The organism is Pseudomonas sp. SLBN-26 (assembly GCF_006715895.1).
Lineage (GTDB): Bacteria > Pseudomonadota > Gammaproteobacteria > Pseudomonadales > Pseudomonadaceae > Metapseudomonas > Metapseudomonas otitidis.
In genome coordinates this window covers 4,047,557-4,063,547 of the sequence record NZ_VFOB01000001.1, presented here as the reverse complement: position 1 = coordinate 4,063,547, position 15,991 = coordinate 4,047,557, and the positions used below count along the sequence as shown (strand labels likewise).

The 15,991-nt window shown below is 68.8% G+C and carries 16 protein-coding genes; 6 read left to right on the top strand and 10 right to left on the bottom strand.

Annotation, left to right across the window (positions count from 1 at the left end):
* Positions 1-25: 25 nt before the first annotated feature.
* On the bottom strand, positions 26-1,177 hold the full coding sequence (locus tag FBY21_RS18730; RefSeq protein WP_142012876.1) for a glycerophosphodiester phosphodiesterase: 1,152 nt from the start codon (positions 1,175-1,177) through the stop codon (positions 26-28).
* Between the two features lie 159 nt (positions 1,178-1,336).
* Between FBY21_RS18730 and FBY21_RS18725 the strand changes: the two genes are divergently transcribed.
* On the top strand, positions 1,337-1,849 hold the full coding sequence (locus FBY21_RS18725; protein ID WP_107330114.1) for a dihydrofolate reductase: 513 nt from the start codon (positions 1,337-1,339) through the stop codon (positions 1,847-1,849).
* 86 nt (positions 1,850-1,935) lie between these two features.
* Here the strand turns inward: FBY21_RS18725 and FBY21_RS18720 are convergent, their stop codons facing one another.
* From FBY21_RS18720 to FBY21_RS18695, 6 genes are all read right to left on the bottom strand, one after another.
* Complete coding sequence (locus FBY21_RS18720; RefSeq protein ID WP_142012874.1) at positions 1,936-2,400, bottom strand: metallophosphoesterase family protein; 465 nt, start codon at positions 2,398-2,400, stop codon at positions 1,936-1,938.
* 37 nt (positions 2,401-2,437) lie between these two features.
* Positions 2,438-3,817: a uracil-xanthine permease family protein gene (locus tag FBY21_RS18715; RefSeq protein WP_142012871.1), complete on the bottom strand. Its 1,380-nt coding sequence runs from the start codon at positions 3,815-3,817 to the stop codon at positions 2,438-2,440.
* A gap of 213 nt (positions 3,818-4,030) precedes the next feature.
* On the bottom strand, positions 4,031-4,372 hold the full coding sequence (locus tag FBY21_RS18710; RefSeq protein WP_139233540.1) for a hypothetical protein: 342 nt from the start codon (positions 4,370-4,372) through the stop codon (positions 4,031-4,033).
* Positions 4,373-4,454: 82 nt separating this feature from the next.
* Positions 4,455-6,296: a dihydroxy-acid dehydratase gene (gene ilvD, locus FBY21_RS18705; protein WP_142012869.1), complete on the bottom strand. Its 1,842-nt coding sequence runs from the start codon at positions 6,294-6,296 to the stop codon at positions 4,455-4,457.
* 361 nt (positions 6,297-6,657) lie between these two features.
* Positions 6,658-7,854 (bottom strand): class I SAM-dependent rRNA methyltransferase, encoded by a 1,197-nt coding sequence (locus FBY21_RS18700; protein WP_044403647.1) that lies wholly within the window; start codon positions 7,852-7,854, stop codon positions 6,658-6,660.
* Positions 7,855-7,928: 74 nt separating this feature from the next.
* Complete coding sequence (locus FBY21_RS18695; RefSeq protein WP_142012867.1) at positions 7,929-8,468, bottom strand: type 1 glutamine amidotransferase domain-containing protein; 540 nt, start codon at positions 8,466-8,468, stop codon at positions 7,929-7,931.
* Between the two features lie 193 nt (positions 8,469-8,661).
* Here FBY21_RS18695 and FBY21_RS18690 point away from each other — a divergent pair, with 193 nt between their 5' ends.
* The 5 genes from FBY21_RS18690 (at position 8,662) to FBY21_RS18670 (ending at position 13,321) form a co-directional block, all read left to right on the top strand.
* Positions 8,662-9,474 (top strand): HDOD domain-containing protein, encoded by an 813-nt coding sequence (locus FBY21_RS18690; protein ID WP_167368444.1) that lies wholly within the window; start codon positions 8,662-8,664, stop codon positions 9,472-9,474.
* A gap of 30 nt (positions 9,475-9,504) precedes the next feature.
* Complete coding sequence (gene mutM, locus FBY21_RS18685; protein WP_074967157.1) at positions 9,505-10,317, top strand: bifunctional DNA-formamidopyrimidine glycosylase/DNA-(apurinic or apyrimidinic site) lyase; 813 nt, start codon at positions 9,505-9,507, stop codon at positions 10,315-10,317.
* A gap of 47 nt (positions 10,318-10,364) precedes the next feature.
* Entirely contained in the window at positions 10,365-10,943 is a 579-nt protein-coding gene (locus FBY21_RS18680) for a lysophospholipid acyltransferase family protein (RefSeq protein WP_044403642.1), read from the top strand.
* Between the two features lie 81 nt (positions 10,944-11,024).
* On the top strand, positions 11,025-11,366 hold the full coding sequence (locus FBY21_RS18675; RefSeq protein WP_074967162.1) for a multidrug transporter: 342 nt from the start codon (positions 11,025-11,027) through the stop codon (positions 11,364-11,366).
* 116 nt (positions 11,367-11,482) lie between these two features.
* Positions 11,483-13,321 (top strand): Na/Pi cotransporter family protein, encoded by a 1,839-nt coding sequence (locus FBY21_RS18670; protein ID WP_142012864.1) that lies wholly within the window; start codon positions 11,483-11,485, stop codon positions 13,319-13,321.
* On the opposite strand, the gene ggt is transcribed toward FBY21_RS18670, so the two are convergent.
* The 3 genes from ggt to coaD form a co-directional block, all read right to left on the bottom strand.
* Positions 13,305-15,032, bottom strand: coding sequence for a gamma-glutamyltransferase (gene ggt, locus FBY21_RS18665; RefSeq protein WP_142012862.1), 1,728 nt, complete (start codon positions 15,030-15,032; stop codon positions 13,305-13,307). The two genes, FBY21_RS18670 and ggt, sit on opposite strands and share 17 nt — an antisense overlap.
* Positions 15,033-15,037: 5 nt before the next feature.
* Complete coding sequence (locus tag FBY21_RS18660; RefSeq protein ID WP_044403636.1) at positions 15,038-15,289, bottom strand: YfhL family 4Fe-4S dicluster ferredoxin; 252 nt, start codon at positions 15,287-15,289, stop codon at positions 15,038-15,040.
* 102 nt (positions 15,290-15,391) lie between these two features.
* Positions 15,392-15,871 (bottom strand): pantetheine-phosphate adenylyltransferase, encoded by a 480-nt coding sequence (gene coaD / locus FBY21_RS18655; RefSeq protein ID WP_044403635.1) that lies wholly within the window; start codon positions 15,869-15,871, stop codon positions 15,392-15,394.
* Positions 15,872-15,991 lie beyond the last annotated feature (120 nt).

The window sequence follows — 15,991 nt, the reverse complement described above, 5'->3', positions numbered from 1 at the left end:
GGTGGACCGCCCGCCTGGGGGCGCGCTACGGTGCCGCGCGCCCGTCGCGGACCTGCACGGCCAGGTCCGGCTGGTCGATGAACAGCCCGTCGATGCCGGCGTCGAGGAAGGCGCGGATCTCTGCCTGGATGTCGCCCCGTGCCTGCGGGTCGCTGCCCTGGCGCAGGTTGGTGGGCAGGAAGGCGTTCTCCGCGCGGAAGGTGTAGGGGTGCACCTTGAGGCCCGCCGCATGGGCGTCGGCGACGAAGCGGGTGGGCTGGCCGAGGTTGCCGGCGCTGTCGCGGGGGATGATATAGCCCTTCTCCGGCCCGACCCCGGCGGCGTAGCGGGCGACGGCGCGCAGCCCTTCGGGGCTGGCCATCCGTGCATAGGTCAGGCCGGTACCCAGCACCTGCTGGTCATAGGGCTGGCCGCTGCCGTACAGCTGCACCAGGCGCAGGCTGCTCTGCCGGGCGATGCGCTGCAGGTTGTCCACCTCGAAGGACTGGATGTACACCGGCGCGCGGCGGTCGATGTAGCCGTTGCGTTGCAGGGTGCGCAGCAGCGGCTTCTCCATGGCCAGGCCGAGCTGCTGGAAGTGGGTGGGGTGCTTGGTCTCGATGTACAGGCCGATGCGGCGCTGCTGGCTGAGCTGGAGGCTTTTCACCAGGTCGATGATCTCCTGCAGGGTGGGGATCTCGAAGGCACCGTCCAGGCGCGCATTGCCGGGGCGCACCTGGGGGATGCGCTCGATGGCGCGCAGGGTCTTCAGCTCGGCCAGGGTGAAATCCTCGCTGAACCAGCCGGTGAGCGGCACGCCGTCGACGCTCTGGGTGCGCTTGCGGTCGGCGAACTCGGGGTGGCGGTTGACGTCGGTGGTCAGCCCCAGCTCGTTGTCATGGCGGGCCACCAGGTGGCCGTCGCGGGTCATCACCAGGTCCGGCTCCACGTAGTCGGCGCCTTGCAGGGCGGCCAGGGCGTAGGACGCCAGGGTGTGCTCCGGCACGTAGCCGCTGGCGCCGCGATGGCCGATCACCAGGGGCTGGCCCTCGGCGCGCGCCGGGGCGCGACTGGCCTGGGGCTGCTGGGTGGCCCAGTCGAGGGCGGATTGCACCGGGTCCGGTGCGGCGAAGGTGCAGAGGGGCAACGTCAGGCTGCAGGCCGCCAGCCAATGCCGCAGGGTCGGGGTGGATGCCATGGGGCGTCTCCTTGCGGTAGGGAAGCGCAAGCCTGCGGCAGGATAGATGACGGTTTGTCGTGCGCCGCCCGGGCATGTGTTGCCGGGCGTGACACCGTTGGCGGCGACAGAAGGAAAGGCCGGCTGGCGGTGGCCATGGCCTCTGGTATTCTCGCCGCCATGAAAAAGACCCTCCCCCTCGCCCTCATCGCCGCCCAGGCCCGCAACCGGGTCATCGGCCGCGACAACCAACTGCCCTGGCACCTGCCGGCGGACCTCAAGCACTTCAAGGCCCTGACCCTGGGCAAGCCCATCATCATGGGCCGCAAGACCTGGGACTCCCTGGGCCGCCCGCTGCCGGGGCGCCTGAACCTGGTGGTCAGCCGCCAGGCCGGCCTGCAGCTGGAGGGCGCCGAGGTGTTCGCCAGCCTGGAAGAGGCCGTGGCCCGCGCCGAGGTGTGGGCCCGCGAGGAGGACGCCGAGGAAGTGATGCTGATCGGCGGCGCCCAGCTCTACGCCCAGGGCCTGGCCCATGGCGACCGCCTGTACCTGACCCAGGTGGAGCTGGAACCGGAAGGCGATGCCTTCTTCCCCGAGGTGCCCGCTGCCGACTGGCACCTGGCTTCCAGCATCGAGTACCCCGTCAGCGACACCACCCCCGCCTACGCCTTCCAGGTGTGGGAGCGGCGCTGAGCCGGTTGGCACAGCGCGGGTGGACGTAAGAAACGACGTCCACCCCATGCCCGGATCAACCCTTTAGGCGGGCCGGGCGCCCCCGTTCAGATGTCCAGCTCGCGCAGTTCCGCGCGGACTCGCCCGTCCTCGATCAGCAGCGACCCCACCGCTATCGGCAGCTTGAAGCGCCGGGGCCCGGCGCTGCCCGGGTTGATGTGGAGGATGCCGTCGCGCTGGGTGATCAGCGGCTTGTGGGAGTGGCCGGTGACGATGGCGTCGACGCCGCGCGTGGCGAGGTCGGCGGGGATGTCGGCTTGGTCGTGGACCAGGTAGAGGTGGACCCCACCCAACTGCAGGCTGAGGTCGTGGGGAATGGCCTGGGCCCAGTCCTGGGTGTCGTTGTTGCCGCGCACCACGCTGAGGGGCGCGAGCTGGCGCAGGGCGTCGAGGACCTCGGGCTTGCCGATGTCACCGGCGTGGAGGATGTGGTCGCAGCCTTCCAGGGCCGCCAGGGCCTGGGGCCTCAGCAGGCCGTGGGTGTCGGCGATCAGGCCGATGCGCAGGGTCATGGAAGGGGCCTCGTGGGGGAACGAGGCCCATTCTGCCTCACGCGGCGGAGCGCGGGGTTTCCGGCAGGAACCAGTTCAGCACCAGGGCGCACAGGCCGCCGGTGGCCACGCCGGACTCCAGCACGTTGCGCACCGCTGCCGGCATGTGGGCGAGGAACTCCGGCACCTGGGACACCCCCAGGCCCAGGGCCAGGGACACGGCGATGATCAGCAGTGCGCGGCGGTCCAGCTCGATGCCGGCGAGGATGTTGATGCCCGAGGCGGCCACGGCGCCGAACATCACCATCACGGCGCCGCCGAGCACCGGTTCGGGCATGGCCTGGAGCACGCCGGCCACGGCCGGGAACAGGCCCAGCAGGATCAGCATCAGGGCGATCCAGCCGCCGATGTGACGGCTGGCGATGCCGGTGAGCTGGATCACCCCGTTGTTCTGGGCGAACACCGAGCTGGGGAAGGTATTGAGCACGCCGGCCAGCAGGGAGTTGGCGCCGTTGACCAGCACGCCGCCCTTGATCCGTTGCATCCACAGCGGGCCTTCCACCGGTTGGCGGGAGACCTTGCTGGTGGCGGTGACGTCGCCGATGGCTTCCAGGGAGGTCACCAGGTAGATGACCAGCATCGGCACGAACAGCGACCAGGAGAAGCCCAGGCCGAAATGCAGCGGGGTCGGCACCTGGATCAGCGGTGCCTCGTGCATGCCGCTGAAGTCCAGGCGGCCCAGGGCGCCGGCCAGGGCGTAGCCCACCAGCAGGGCGATGACGATGGCGCAGCTGCGCATCCACACCACCGGGATGCGGTTGAGCACCAGGATCACCGCCAGCACGGTGCCGGAGAGCAGCAGGTTCTCGCCGTTGGCGAAGGTGCCGTTGGCCATGGCGCCGAAGCCGCCGCCCATGCTGATGAGGCCGACCTTGATCAGGGTGAGGCCGATCATCAGCACCACGATGCCGGTCACCAGTGGGCTGATCAGGCGCTTGATGAACGGCAGGATGCGCGACACGCCCATCTCGATGAAGGCGCCGGCCATGACCACGCCGAAGATCGCCGCCATCACCGCTTCCACCGGGGTGCCCTGCTTGACCATCAGCGCGCCGCCGGCGATCAGCGGGCCGACGAAGTTGAAGCTGGTGCCCTGGACGATCAGCAGCCCGGCACCGAAGGGGCCGAAGCGGCGGCACTGCACGTAGGTGGCGATGCCGGAGACCACCAGGGACATGGAGACGATGAGGTTGGTGTCGCGGGCCGACACGCCCAGCGCCTGGCAGATCAGCAGGCCGGGGGTGACGATGGGGACGATGATCGCCAGCAGGTGCTGCAGGGCAGCCAGGATCGCCGCCAGCGGGCGTGGCTTGTCCTCCAGGCCGTAGACCAGTTCGTTGCGGGACTCGGGGGCGGAGGGGGTTTCCAGTGGGGTCATGGTGGGGGCGGCCGGCGAAAAAGCGGCGATTCTACCTGAATGGTCAAGTGCGGCGAGGGGCGTTGAGCGCTTCGTAGGAGCGAGCTCTGCTCGCGAACCGCCTGCTGCGGACGCGTCTGTGTAGGGGCGAATTCATTCGCCCGCTTCCGGCCGGGCATGGGGCCGCAGCACGGCCTTGGGCGACTGAAGTCGCCCCTACATGACAGGTGCACCCTACGGAGCACTGAAGGCGCGAATGATCAGGCTCGTTTCGCGGTTATCGGTGGAGCGTTGGCACCGGTCCAGTGCATCGATCATGCGTTGTAGCGTGGGCTGTGGGTCTATGCCGAGTTCGGCCAGGGCGTCGAGCTCGTCGAAGTCTTCCAGAACCTCCATCAACTCCGTGCTGATAGAGGTGGTTGCCAGGGCGTTGCGCAATACAGGGCGGCCCAGGGACCAGATTCCGGTCTCCGCAGTCAGGGCGCCGCTCTTGATGCCTTCGAGAATTCCTCTCGCAAGCGAGGCGATGTAGAACTCGACGGCGTTCTCTTCGAATTCGAGCTTCAGGTTCTGCATGAGGTCCGGCAGGCTCCTGATGAACAGCAATGGGAATAAAAAGCCCGGCACGAGGCCGGGCTTTTCCGTTCGCAGGCAGCGCTTACAGGTCTTCCAGCATCGCCTTGTTGCGCACGGCGCCCTTGTCGGCGCTGGTGGCCAGCAGGGCGTAGGCCTTGAGGGCGGTGGAGACCTTGCGGGCGCGGGGCTGCGCGGGTTTCCAGCCTTTCTTGTCCTGCTCGACGCGGCGGGCGGCCAGCTCTTCATCGGACACCAGCAGGTTGATGCTGCGGTTGGGGATGTCGATCAGCACCTTGTCGCCGTCCTTCACCAGGCCGATGGCGCCACCGGCGGCGGCTTCAGGGGAAGCGTGGCCGATGGACAGGCCCGAGGTGCCGCCGGAGAAGCGGCCGTCGGTGAGCAGGGCGCACTGCTTGCCCAGGCCCTTGGACTTCAGGTAGCTGGTGGGGTACAGCATTTCCTGCATGCCCGGGCCGCCTTTCGGGCCTTCGTAGCGGATGATGACGATGTCACCCGGCTTCACTTCGTCAGCGAGGATGCCCTTCACGGCGCCGTCCTGGCTTTCGAAGATCTTCGCGGTGCCTTCGAACACATGGATGGACTCGTCCACGCCGGCAGTCTTCACCACACAGCCGTCCAGGGCGATGTTGCCGTAGAGCACGGCCAGGCCGCCCTCCTGGGAGTAGGCATGCTCGACGGAGCGGATGCAGCCGTTGGCGCGGTCGTCGTCCAGGCTGTCCCAGCGGGTGCTCTGGCTGAAGGCGACCTGGGTCGGGATGCCGGCCGGGCCTGCCTTGAAGAAGGTGTGCACGGCTTCGTCGTCGGTCTGGGTGATGTCCCACTGGGCGATGGCGTCGGCCATGCTCGGGCTGTGCACTGTGGGCACGTCGGTGTGCAGCAGGCCGCCACGGGCCAGCTCGCCGAGGATGCTGAAGATGCCGCCGGCACGGTGCACGTCTTCCATGTGGTACTTCTGGATGTTCGGCGCCACCTTGCACAGCTGCGGCACCTTGCGCGACAGGCGATCGATGTCGCGCAGGTCGAAGGCCACTTCCGCCTCCTGGGCGGCGGCCAGCAGGTGCAGGATGGTGTTGGTGGAGCCGCCCATGGCGATGTCCAGGGTCATGGCGTTCTCGAACGCCTTGAAGTTGGCGATGTTGCGCGGCAGCACGGAGGCGTCGCCTTCGCCGTAGTAGCGCTGGCACAGCTCGACGGCCAGGCGGCCGGCACGCAGGAACAGCTGCTCGCGATCGCTGTGGGTGGCCAGGGTGGAGCCGTTGCCGGGCAGCGACAGGCCCAGGGCCTCGGTCAGGCAGTTCATGGAGTTGGCGGTGAACATGCCGGAGCAGGAACCGCAGGTGGGGCAGGCGCTGCGCTCGTACTCGGCGACCTTCTCGTCGGAGCAGGAGTCGTCGGCGGCCACCACCATGGCGTCCACCAGGTCGAGGCCGTGATTGGCCAGCTTGGTCTTGCCGGCTTCCATCGGGCCGCCGGAGACGAACACCACGGGGATGTTCAGGCGCAGGGCGGCCATCAGCATGCCGGGGGTGATCTTGTCGCAGTTGCTGATGCAGACGATGGCGTCGGCGCAGTGGGCGTTGACCATGTACTCCACGGAGTCGGCGATGATCTCGCGGCTCGGCAGGGAATAGAGCATGCCGTCGTGGCCCATGGCGATGCCGTCGTCCACGGCGATGGTGTTGAATTCCTTGGCCACACCGCCGTGCTTCTCGATCTCGCGGGCGACCAGCTGGCCCAGGTCCTTCAGGTGCACGTGGCCGGGCACGAACTGGGTGAAGGAGTTGGCGATGGCGATGATCGGTTTCTTGAAGTCTTCGTCCTTCATCCCGGTAGCGCGCCAGAGGGCGCGGGCGCCGGCCATGTTGCGGCCGTGGGTGGAGGTCTTCGAGCGGTAATCGGGCATTTCGGTGTCCTGCAGGCTGATCAGGTAATGGTCGTGTCGTGAGCGTGAAGGTGCCGGTGGTGAGGGGATGTACCCGTCGTGTCCGGAGATGGCGTGAGGGCGCTGCGGGATCACCGTGCGCTCGGCCGGGGCTCACTGGCCCGCCTGAGGGTGTGGCAGGGGGAGTCGGGATTCTAATCCCAGGCAGGCGCCGGGCGGAAGGCCGGCGCGACCGGTGCTCAGGGCTGCCGGCGACAGGTCTGCATCAGCGCGTCGGCACTGTGCTGCGGCCAAGGCCGGGTTGCCCGTGCCGGGCGCCGTGGACCCACAGGGCCGGGGCCGTCGGCGCTGCCGAAGGCCCGGACCTGCGGGGTGGTCATGCTCAGCTGTTGGGCAGCAGGCGGACGGTGAGGCTCTTGATGTAGCGGGTTTCGGCGATGGCCGGGTGCACCGGGTGGTCCGGGCCCTGGCCGCCGCGCTCCAGCAGCTGGATGTTGCGGTCCAGGTGGCGGGCGCTGCCGAGCAGGATGTTCTGCAGGTCGTCCTCGGGCAGGTGCATGGAGCAGGAGGCGCTGACCAGGATGCCGTCCTTGTTCAGCAGGCGCATGGCCTGTTCGTTGAGGCGGCGGTAGGCGGCCTCGCCGTTCTTCAGGTCCTTCTTGCGCTTGATGAAGGCCGGCGGGTCGGCCACCACCACGTCGAAGCGCTCTTCGGCGGCCTTCAGCTCCTTCAGGGCTTCGAACACGTCGCCTTCCACGCAGGTGACCTTCTCGGCCACGCCGTTGAGGGTGGCGTTGCGCTCCACGCCGTCGAGGGCGAAGCCGGAGGCGTCGACGCAGAACACTTCACTGGCGCCGAAGGCCGCGGCCTGCACGCCCCAGCCGCCGATGTAGCTGAACAGGTCGAGCACGCGCTTGCCTTCCACGTAGGGGGCCAGGCGGGCGCGGTTCATGCGGTGGTCGTAGAACCAGCCGGTCTTCTGGCCTTCCAGCACCGGGGCTTCGAACTTCACGCCGTTCTCTTCCAGGGCGACCCACTCGGGCACCACGCCGAAGGCGGTGTCCACGTAGCGCTCCAGGCCTTCGGCATCACGGGCGGCGGAGTCGTTCTTCCACAGCACGCCACGGGGCTTGAGCACCTGCACCAGGGCATCCAGCACGGCGTCCTTGTTGCGCTCCATGGCGGCGGAGGCCAGCTGCACCACGAGGTGGTCGCCGAAGCGGTCCACCACCAGGCCGGGGAGCAGGTCGGAGTCGCCGTAGACCAGGCGGTAGAAGGGTTTGTCGAACAGGCGCTCGCGCAGGCTCAGGGCGACGTTGAGGCGGTGCACCAGCAGGGACTTGTCCAGCACGTGCTTGACGTCGCGGGAGACCAGGCGGGCGCAGATCAGGTTGTTCGGGCTCAGGGCGACCACGCCCAGGGGCTTGCCGCCGGCGGCTTCGAGGATGGCCTGGTCGCCCGGCTGGAAGGCGTTCAGCGGGGTGGCGACCACGTCCACCTCGTTGCTGTAGACCCACAGGTGGCCGGCGCGCAGGCGTCGATCGGCATTGGCTTTGAGGCGCAGGCTGGGCAGGGACATGGGTCGCTCTCCGGAAAAAAGAGCGGAAGTATACCCGAAGGCGCCCGCCGAGCCTGCTACCGGCGGGCGTCGGCTCAGGCGGCCAGGGCCTCCAGCAGGCGCTGGTTGAAGGCGGGGATGTCGTCGGGCTTGCGGCTGCTGATCAGCCTGCCGTCGACCACCACCTCCTGGTCCACCCAATGGGCGCCGGCGTTTCTCAGGTCGTCGGTGAGGGACGGCCAGCTGGTGAGGGTCTTGCCCTTCACCAGGTCGGCGCTGGCCAGCAGCCAGGCGCCGTGGCAGATCACCGCGATGGGCTTGTCGGCCCGGGCGGCGTCGCGCACCAGTTCCTGGGCCAGCGGGTCCGTGCGCAGGGTGTCGGCATTGACCACGCCACCGGGCAGGACCAGGGCGTCGTAGTCGTCGATGCGCACGCTGTCGAGGGTGTGGTCGACCCGGAAGCGGTCCGCCGGGGTGGTGTGGTGCCAGCCGGTCACGGTGCCGACCGTCGGGGCGAGGATGTGGACGGTGGCGCCGGCCTGCTCCAGCGCCTGGCGGGGGCCGGTCAGTTCCACCTGTTCGAAGCCATCGGTAACCAGCAGCGCCACGCGCTTGCCCTTGATCGAGGGGTTCATGCTGCCTCCTGTTCGCGTTGGGGGTATGCAGGTTCCGAGCCGTGGTGCCGCCGGAAAGTTCAGCTCAAAGGAGTGTTCTGGCCATCGCCGGCTAGAGTTAGACTGTCGTCCCGAATTCCCTCCCTTGGTCTCCGTTGTCATGGCCCAAGAACTCTCCGCCGAACAGATCCGCCACTTCCTCCAGGGGATCAGCGTGCCGCCGCAGCCGCAGATCATGGTGGACCTGCAGATGGAACAGGTCATGCCGAACCCGGACCTGCGCACCATCGCCAAGCTCATCAGTCACGACCCGGGGCTCTCCGGGGCGCTGCTGAAGATCGTCAACTCGCCGTTCTACGGGCTCACCAACCGCATCGCCTCGATCCAGCAGGCGGTGAACCTGCTGGGCTGCAACACGGTGATCAACCTGATCAACGCGCAGTCGATCAAGGGCGAGATGACCGACGAGACCATCGTCACCCTCAACCGCTTCTGGGACACCGCCCAGGACGTGGCCATGACCTGCCTGACCCTGGCCAAGCGCATCGGCTACCAGCAGGCGGACGAAGCCTACGCGCTGGGGCTGTTCCACAACTGCGGCATCCCGCTGATGCTCAAGCGCTTCCCGGACTACATGACGGTGCTGGAGGAGGCCTACGCCAGCGCCTGCGACGAGCGCCGCATCGTCGACACCGAGAACCGCCTGCTGAACACCAACCACGCGGTGGTGGGCTATTTCACCGCGCGTTCCTGGCGCCTGCCCGAGCACCTGTGCGAGGCCATCGCCAACCACCACAACGCCCTGGCCATCTTCAGCGACGACTCCGGTCGCGATGCGCCGCTGAAGACCCTGCTGGCGATCCTGAAGATGTCCGAGCACATCTGCTCGTCGCACCTGGTCCTGGGTGGCCAGGCGGACGACCACGAGTGGGACAGCATCCACCGGCTGGTGCTCGACTACGTCGGTCTCTCCGACTACGACTTCGACAACCTCAAGGAAAACATCCGCGAACTGGGCGCCAACTGAGCGCCCTCCCCGCTGTCTGCCGAGATCCACATGCCTGAACTACCCGAAGTCGAAACCACGCGGCGGGGCATCGCCCCCTACCTCGAAGGGCAGCGCGTGAGTCGCGTCGTCGTGCGTGAGCGCCGCCTGCGCTGGCCCATCCCCGAGGACCTGGACGTGCGCCTGTCCGGGCAGCGCTTCGTCGCCGTCGAGCGGCGGGCGAAGTACCTGCTGCTGCAGGCCGAGGCGGGAACGCTGATCAGCCACCTGGGCATGTCCGGCAGCCTGCGCCTGGTGGAAGCCGGGCTGGAGGCCGCGCGCCACGAGCACGTGGACATCGAGCTGGAGTCGGGCCTGGCGCTGCGCTACACCGACCCGCGCCGCTTCGGTGCGCTGCTCTGGAGCCTCGACCCCCATGGGCACGAGCTGCTGCGCAACCTGGGGCCCGAGCCGCTGACCGAGGCCTTCGACGGCGACCGGCTGTTCAGCCTTTCCCGCGGGCGCAGCATGGCGGTGAAGCCCTTCATCATGGACAACGCGGTGGTGGTGGGCGTGGGCAACATCTACGCCACCGAGGCGCTGTTCGCCGCCGGCATCGACCCGCGCCGGGAGGCCGGCAGCGTGTCCCGCGCCCGCTACCTGAAGCTCGCCGGGGAGATCAAGCGCATCCTCGCCAATGCCATCGAGCGCGGCGGCACCACGCTGCGGGACTTCGTCGGCGGCGATGGCCAGCCCGGCTACTTCCAGCAGGAGCTGTTCGCCTACGGGCGTGGCGGGGACTTCTGCAAGGTCTGCGGCTCCACCCTGCGGGAGGTCAGGCTGGGCCAGCGCGCCAGCGTCTACTGCCCCCGCTGCCAGCGCTAGGGGCTGCTCCACCGACACCTGCCGAGAACAAGAACAAGAGGTGAACGATGTCCGGCAACTACCTGCCCCGCAATGCGCTTGCGGAGGCACTCGGCCATGCCGTCTTCCGGCTCATGGGCTGGCGCATCGAGGGGCAGCTGCCGCCCCTCGACAAGTTCGTGGTGATCGGCGCCCACCACACCTCCAACTGGGATTTCGTGCTGTTCATCGCTGCCAAGTTCATCCTGCGGTTGAACGCCCGCTGGTTCGGCAAGCACAGCATCTTCCGCTGGCCCTTCGGCGCCCTGATGCGCTACTGGGGCGGCATTCCCATCCGCCGGCACCTGAAGCTCAACACCGTGGAGCAGGCCATCGAGGCCTTCGCCGAACACCGCCAGTTCATCCTGGTGCTGTCGCCGGAGGGCACGCGGCGCAAGGTGGAACGCTGGAAGAGCGGCTTCTACCACATCGCCTGCGGGGCCGGCGTGCCCATCGTGCCGGCGGCGCTGGACTTCCAGCACCGGCGCATCGTCATCGGTGCGCCGTTCCAGCCCACCGGGAACGAGGAGGCCGATCTGCGCCAGTTGCTGGCCTTCTACCGCCCCTATGTGCCGAAGAATCCCGACTACGCTTTTAACGGCGATTGATGGCCGTCACGCTGACAAGGCAAACGGCGCTGTTATAGTTAGCCGCACGATTACTCCTACAAATAGCCGAAGGATTGCATCATGAACCTGTTTCGCACTTCCGCTGCCGTCCTGGCGCTGACCACCGGCCTCATGGCGCTCCCGGCGCAGGCCGAGACGGTGCAGCAGCAGAATGCCAGCGGCGACCCCACCTACACCGTCGAAGCGCCCCCCGCCTTCGCCATGGCCGGCGACCTGCTGATCGCCCGTCCGCTGCTGATCGGTGCCACCGTGATCGGTGCCGGCTTGTTCGTGGTCAGCCTGCCGTTTAGCGCCCTGGGCGGTAACGTCGGCGCCGCCGGCAAGGCCCTGGTGGTCGATCCGGGCAAGGAAGCCTTCGTGCGTTGCCTGGGCTGCACCAGCAGCGGCTACCAGAAGGACTGATCCGTTTCGGCTGCGGCCTGCCAGGCCGTTCACGGCCCCTTGCCCGGTAGCGGGCAAGGGGCCGTTTGCATTGGGGGCCGGCGCTGGACCGGCCCCGCCAGGGATGGAGGAAGTGGATGAAGGGGTTTCAACTGATCGCGCTGCTGGTGCTGGGAGCGGCCGGGCTGGCGGCGAGCTTCTGGTACAGCCCGGGCTGGTTGCAGCTGTGCGCGGGGCTGGCGCTGTTCCTGTTCGGCATGCAGTGCCTGGAGGACGGGCTGCGGCAACTGGCCGGCGGCAAGCTGGAGCAGGTGCTGGCCCGCAGCACCGCAACGCCCTTCAAGGGGCTGATGTTCGGCGTCGGCGGCACGCTGTTGCTGCAGTCGAGCACCCTGGTGGCGCTGCTCACCATCGCCTTCATCAGCACCGGGCTGATCCAGCTGGCCGGTGGCATTGCCATCCTCTTCGGCGCCAACCTCGGCGCCACCAGCGGCATCTGGCTGCTGGCGATGGCCGGGCAGAACCTCAGCCTCTCGCCACTGGCCCTGCCGTTGCTGGTGTTCGGGGTGCTGGCGGGTTTCATCGGCCCGCGCAGCAAGGCCGCCGGGCGCATCGTGCTGGGCATCGCCTTCGTCTTCCTCGGCATCGACCAGATCAAGGACGGCTTCTCCACCTTCGGTGACGGTTTCGACATGACCGGGCTGCGGGTCGATGGCGTGCTCGGCAGCCTGCTGTTCATGGCGGTGGGGATGCTGGTGACCGTGGTGCTGCAGTCCAGCCACGCGGCCCTGATGCTGACCCTCGCGGCCCTGGCCGGCGGGCAGCTGGAGCTGGGCCAGAGCCTGGCGATCGCCATCGGCTCCAATGTCGGCAGCAGCGTCACCACGGCCTTCGTCGGCTCCCTCGGGGGCAACCGCAGCGGCCAGCGGCTGGCCCTGGCCCACGTGCTGTTCAACGTGGTGACGGCGGTGGTGGCCTTCACCCTGCTCACGCCGCTGACCTGGCTGGTACGGGCGTTGGCCGAGCCGGTGGGGCTGGAAGGCAACGCACTGATCCAGCTGGCGATGTTCCACACCCTGTTCAACGCCCTGGGCGTGGCCCTGTTCTGGCCCTGGCAGCAGCGCCTGGCCGGGTTGCTGGTGCGCTGGCTGCCGGAACGCGAGGAGCCCCAGGTGCTGATCACCGAGCTGGTGGCCGGGCCGGTGGAGCCGGAGCGCACCACGGCCCGCTACCTGAGCGCCCGGGCGCTGGACTCCTCCGAGGCGGCCTGCAGCGCGGTGCTGCAGGAGCTGCGGCACCTGGGGCGGCTGAGCCTGGAGGTGATCTGCCACGCGCTCTACCTGCCGGTGGACCAGCTCAACCGCTCGCGCCCGGACGAGGCCGCCCTGCAGATCATCCCCGAGCGCCTGCACCTGGATGCCGAGGCGCTCTACCAGCGCCATGTGAAGGGCGTCTACGGCGACCTGCTGAGTTTCATGGGGCGCCTGGAGGTGCAGTTGGACGAACCCCACCAGCGCCTCTGGCTGAGCTGCCAGGTGGCGGCCCTGCAGCTGGTGGACGCGGTGAAGGACGCCAAGCACCTGCAGAAGAACCTCGGCCGCTACCTCGGCGAAGGCCCCTCATCGGTGCGCGATGCCTACCTGGACCTGCGTCGGCACCTGCTGGGCGCCTTGCAGAAGGTGCGTGAGCTGGGGCGTTCGGAGCTGCCCGAGGAGGTCTGGAACCAGCACCTGGAGTGGCTGGACGAGCAGGCGGCGGCCTTCGACGGCGCCTTCCGCGAACACCTGTTCGCGGCGGTGCGGGCGGGGCAGCTGGACGGCTTGCAGACCAGCTCGCTGATGAACGACCTGGGCTATGCCAGCCGCATCATCCAGAGCCTGCGCAACGTGTTGATGATCGGCCAGGGACAGGGGCTGTTCAGCGTGATGCGCACCCTCGAGGACGAGGGCGAAGGGAGCCTCATCGAGCTCCGTTGACCGCCTCGGGCGTCCGGGGTGCCAGGGTTTCCGCCAGGCCCACGCCCCGTGGGTCGCTGGCCACCTCGATCTGCCCGCCGCGCTTGTCCCAGAGCAGCACCTGCTGGTTGCCGTAGCGGCGGTCCACCTGCTTGAGGCTGTAGCCACGGGCCTGCAGCTCGGCCTTCTCGGCGGCGCTGAAGGTGTCCGGCTCGTGCTCGACCACGTCCGGCAGGTACTGGTGGTGGTAGCGCGGCACCGCTGCCCAGCGGCTCACCGGCTGGTCGTCGAGGTATTCGAGGATCGACAGCAGCACCATGCTGGGGATGCGGCTGCCGCCCGGGGTGCCGAAGGCGGTGAACTGCGCGTCGCTCTCGATGAAGGTGGGGCTCATGCTCGACAGCGGGCGCTTGCCGGCGGCCACGGCGTTGGCCTGGCTGCCGGCCAGGCCGTAGGTGTTGGCGCCGTTGGGATCGGCGGCGAAGTCGTCCATCTCGTTGTTGAGCAGCACGCCGGTGCCGGGCGGCACGAAGGCGGCGCCGAAGGGCAGGTTCACCGAGAGGGTGGCGGCAACCGCGTTGCCGTCCTGGTCGATGACCACGAAGTGGGTGGTGTGGTCGCCCTCGCGCCAGGCGGGCGCGGGCGGCAGGCTGGCGCTGGGGGTGGCCCGGCGTGGGTCGATGCCGGCGGCGAGCTGCTTGAGGTAGGCCGGTGCCAGCAGGTTGTCCAGCGGGTTGCGGACGAAGTCCGGGTCGCCCAGCAGTCCCCGGTCACGGTAGGCGCGGCGCAGCGCCTCGACCACGTAATGGGTGCGTTGCAGGCGGTCACCGTCGCGCCAGGGCAGTTGCTGCAACATCGCCAGGCTCTGGGCCAGGGCCACGCCACCGGCGGAGGGCGGCGGTGCGCCGATCAGCTCGCGGCCGTCGGCCAGGGGGTAGCGCAGAGGCTGGCGCTCCACCACGCGGTAGCTGTCCAGGTCCTTCAGGGTCCAGATGCCGCCGGCCTTGCGCACGCCGGCCACCAGCTTCTCGGCGGTCTCGCCTGCGTAGAAACCGGCCTTGCCGTAGCGCGCCAGGCGTTCCAGGGTCCGCGCCAGCTCCGGCTGGCGCAGCAGGCTGAATTCTTCGGGCACCTGGCCCTTGGCATCGAGGAAGATGCGCGCGGTCTCGGGGTCGTCGCGCATGGCGGCGGCCCGGAAGCCGGCGCGTTCGATGTACACCCGGTCCACCGAGATGCCGTCCTTTGCCAGGCGGATCGCCGGGGCCAGGCTGTCGGCCAGGGGCAGGCGGCCGTGGTGGCCGGCCAGGTCCGCCAGGGCGGCGGGCAGACCGGGAATGGCGGCGGCCAGCGGCCCGTTGATGGACAGCTGCGGCTGCACCTTGCCGTCGCGCACGTAGAGGTCGGGGCGGGCCGCCAGGGGCGCGCGTTCGCGGGCGTCGAGGAACAGGTACTCGGGCTTGGCGCCACCCTTGCGCAGCAGGAAGAAGCCGCCGCCGCCGAGGCCCGAGCCATGGGGCTCGGTGACCGCCAGGGCGGCGCTGATGGCGACGGCGGCGTCGAAGGCATTGCCGCCCAGGGCCAGGGTTTCCAGGCCGGCGACGGTGGCGGCGGGCTGGGCGCTGGCAACGGCGGCGCGTTGCGGGGTGGCGGCCTGGAGGGCGGTGCTGGCCAGCAGGGCCAGGGCCGCGATCAGCCCCCGCTGCCAGGGTCTGCCGAGCACCGGGCTGCCCATGCCGGTCAGGCCTTGCCGGTGAGCTTGAGGTACTTGGCCATCAGCTCGTCACGGCTTTCGACGTTGGCGTCGTCGAGGGGGATGCAGTCCACCGGGCAGACCTGCTGGCACTGCGGTTCGTCGTAGTGGCCGACGCACTCGGTGCAGAGGTTGGGGTCGATGACGTAGATCTCTTCACCCTGGGAGATGGCGCCGTTGGGGCACTCGGGTTCGCAGACGTCGCAGTTGATGCAATCGTCGGTGATCTTGAGGGACATGGAACAACTCCAGCCGTCCAAACACGGCGGTCTATCGGAACAGGAGCGGAATTGTGCCGGAATGCGGGGGCCGGCGCACCACCTGTGCGCGCCGGCCGGCGGTCAGCGCTTGAAGCGCTCGGCGAGGGCGTCGGCCACGGCGGGGTGGACGAACTTACTGATGTCGCCGCCCAGGGCCGCGATCTCGCGCACCAGGGTGGAGGAGATGAAGGAGTACTTCTCGGACGGGGTGAGGAACATGCTTTCCACGTCCGGGGCGAGCTGGCGGTTCATGTTGGCCAGCTGGAATTCGTACTCGAAGTCGGAGACGGCGCGCAGCCCACGGAGGAACACGTTGGCGTTCTGTTCCTTGACGAAGTGCGCCAGCAGGGTGGAGAAGCCCACCACTTCGACGTTGGGCAGGTGCTTGGTGACTTCCTTGGCCAGCCCGACGCGCTGCTCCAGGGAGAACAGGGGGTTCTTCTTGGGGCTGGCGGCGACCGCGATGATCACGGTGTCGAACAGGCGGGAGGCACGCTCGATCAGATCGGCATGGCCCTTGGTAATCGGGTCGAAGGTGCCCGGATACAGCACTCGGTTCATCGCTACGTCCTGGGGTGGGTCCGTAAGGGAGTCGGATGGTAGCGCAGGCCGCACCCTGCGGCAAAGGCGCACAGGTGCGGTTCACGCGGTCCGTCGAATGCCGGGCCCGCCGGGCGCGGG